This is a genomic window from Mesorhizobium sp. M7A.F.Ca.CA.002.04.1.1, from assembly GCF_004022805.1.
In the GTDB taxonomy this organism is placed as follows: domain Bacteria; phylum Pseudomonadota; class Alphaproteobacteria; order Rhizobiales; family Rhizobiaceae; genus Mesorhizobium; species Mesorhizobium ciceri.
Genome location: NZ_RZPL01000710.1, coordinates 1 through 2,880, shown reverse-complemented (window position 1 = coordinate 2,880; position 2,880 = coordinate 1). Strand labels below are relative to the sequence as shown.

The 2,880-nt window shown below is 61.2% G+C and carries 2 protein-coding genes and 1 pseudogene; 2 read left to right on the top strand and 1 reads right to left on the bottom strand.

Features of this window, described 5'->3' with window-relative positions; translation table 11 throughout:
* A pseudogene (gene glmM / locus ENZ75_RS27200) lies at positions 1-571 on the bottom strand (phosphoglucosamine mutase); the annotation flags it as partial.
* 368 nt (positions 572-939) lie between these two features.
* Here glmM and ENZ75_RS27195 point away from each other — a divergent pair.
* Together ENZ75_RS27195 and ENZ75_RS27190 are read left to right on the top strand one after the other, a co-directional pair.
* Positions 940-1,776, top strand: coding sequence for a hypothetical protein (locus ENZ75_RS27195; RefSeq protein ID WP_063169197.1), 837 nt, complete (start codon positions 940-942; stop codon positions 1,774-1,776).
* Positions 1,777-2,018: 242 nt separating this feature from the next.
* Entirely contained in the window at positions 2,019-2,471 is a 453-nt protein-coding gene (locus ENZ75_RS27190) for a hypothetical protein (RefSeq protein WP_013529153.1), read from the top strand.
* Positions 2,472-2,880: the final 409 nt, after the last annotated feature.

Sequence of the window (2,880 nt, the reverse complement as noted above, 5' to 3'; positions counted from 1 at the left end):
CCTTGTAGGCCGCGCCATTGGCGCAATCGACGACGATCCTCAAGCCCGCGAGCGACATCGAGCGCGGCAAGGTGCGCTTGGCGAATTCGATGTAGCGGTCATGCACGCCGTCGACGCGCTTGGCGCGGCCAAGCCCGTCGGAGTCGGCGAGCGCCAGTTCGATATCCCTGTCGAGCATGCTCTCGATGCGCTCCTCGATCTCGTCGGAGAGCTTGTAGCCGTCGGGTCCGAACAGCTTGATGCCGTTGTCGTAATAGGGGTTGTGCGAGGCCGAGATCATGACGCCGATATCGGCGCGCAGCGAACGCACCAGCATGGCGACAGCCGGCGTCGGGATCGGGCCGAGCAGGAACACGTCCATGCCGGCGGCACAAAGACCGGCGACCATGGCATTCTCGATCATATAACCGGAAAGCCTGGTGTCCTTGCCGAGCACGACACGATGTCGATGGCTGCCGCGCTGGAAAGAAAGGCCGGCGGCCATGCCGACCCGCATCGCGATTTCAGCGGTCATCGGAAACTTGTTGGCGCGTCCGCGAATGCCGTCCGTGCCGAAATAATTCCCTGCCATGCCAGTCAGCTTCCTCGACGTTTCTTCCCCGGCACGTCATGCCACAAGTGGCCAGGGCGCTATGATCACATTGTGTGATTATACGTTACCAATCCTTAGAAAACCATTGTTGTGCACTGCACACAACGTGGCCGCAACCTGACATGCCCAGACTGCCATGCTGCAATATACAAGTCATTCGAGCCTTTCAGCGCGGATGCACCAGGAAAATCTTGCTCTGAACCAGGCAACGGACAACGATTTCATCACCTTATCGGGAGAAGCCGATTTTCGGCGATATATACGCCACTTAGCATCTGGCGCAACCGACCGTTGAGCGTTATTGATTTGCAGGGACGTATCATGGGCTGCTGCAACGGAGAAACGCTATGCTCATCCACCGACTTGCCACTTTGACCGGCCTCGCCGTCGCGACCTTGTTCCTGGCCGCGCCAGCCAACGCACTGACGATGGCCGAGTGCAGCACGAAGTATAACGCCGCCAAGGATGCGGGGACACTGGCCGGAGCGACCTGGAACCAGTTCCGCAAGGCTCAGTGCGGTACCGACGCCGCAGCGACGACCGACGCCAAGCCGGCCGATGCCAAGAAAGCGACCGACACCACGAAGGCTGCCGCCGCGGCGGACGACAGCACGGCCAAGGGCCTGACGGCGAAGGAATGCAGCACCAAGTATCAGGCGGCGAAGGCTGCCGGCACGCTGAACGGCATGAAGTGGAACGACTTCCGCAAATCCGAATGCGCCGCCGGTGCATCCGCCGCTGCCGCCGCCAAGCCGGCGACCACCAAGGCCGCCGCGGCTCCCGCCGCTCCCGCAGACAATGGCGGCAAGGGCCTGAGCATGGCCGAATGCAGCACCAAGTATCAGGCCGCCAAGACGGCCAACACGCTGAACGGCATGAAGTGGAACGACTTCCGCAAGACCGAGTGCGGCGCAGCCGCCTCGGATGACGACACCGTGCCGGCCGCCGACGAGGCGAGCTACACCAAGGAGCCGGCGAAGCCGACGACGGCTGCGCCCAAGGGCGTCACCTTCCCGTCCGCGATCTCGCCGAAATATACCAGCGAGACCCCCGGAAAGGGCCGTATGCACACCTGCCTCGACCAGTACTATGCCCTCAAGGACGCCAATTCGCTTGGCGGCCTGAAGTGGATCCAGAAGGGCGGCGGCTTCTACAGCCTGTGCAACGCCAAGCTGAAGAGCTGATCGCTTAGCCATAGTCTCCAAACAAAGGCCCGCGCATCGCAAGATGCGCGGGCCTTTTTTGTTGCGCGAAGACGCACACTGCCTTGCTCGCATCTGCATGTCGCCGGGCTGCCGGCATCATCAATTCGCCTACACTGCCCACCGCCAAGCTCATCGGTAGTCCGTAAAGATTCTGGTTGAACATATAGAGAACAAACCATATACAAAAAGACGTCAAACTTATTATCAACCAGGAGGGTCTTATGCACGGTTTGAAATTGGCGGTATTGGCTGCGACCGCATTTGTCGCTTGGAGCGTCGCCCCCGCAAGCGCACTGACGATGAAGGAATGCGGCGAGACCTATCGAACAGCCAAGGAAGGCGGCACTCTGAACGGCATGGACTGGACGGCTTTTCGCAAGGAGAAGTGCGCGACATCAGCAGCGGACAGTGTCAGCGAGGATACGGTCAAAACCGAGCCGCAGACGAAAAAAGAAACCAGCGCGGCGGTCGCCCCCACTGTAGCGCCCGCGGGCGTGACATTTCCGACCACGCTGGCCGCCGAGTTCAAGACCGAAAAGCCCGCGAAGGCGCGCATGAAGACCTGTCTCCAGGGCTACCATGGCAACAAGGACGCGGGCACGTTGAACGGCCTTCGCTGGATCCAGAAGGGCGGCGGTTATTACAGCCTGTGCAATGCCAAGCTGAAGAGCTGAGCGACAAGACATCTGAAGAAGAGAAGGCCTGCGAACCGCAGGGTTCGCGGGCCTTTTTGTTGCCTTCGAGGGCACGCCAGCGGCGACGTTGCCAATCTCCCCCTTGTGGGGGAGATTGGCTATCACCTAGACTTTCGCCAATCGTCACCGTCGCAGATGCGAGGTCGCGGACAACTCCTCCCCAACGCCAAAAACAAAAAACGCCGCGGAGCAAGCCGCGGCGTTCGATGAAATCGGTGGCCGAACTCAGCTCGACGGCTGTGGTTCCATACCGCCTTCGGGCTCAGGACCCTTCTTGCGGCGGCCGCCGGACTTCGGCACGGCCGAGCCACGACTTGGCGGCGTATCGTCGCCGAGGTCGCGTGCGGGCTTGTGGCCGGCGATCAACTGCTTGATCTCCTCGCCGGAC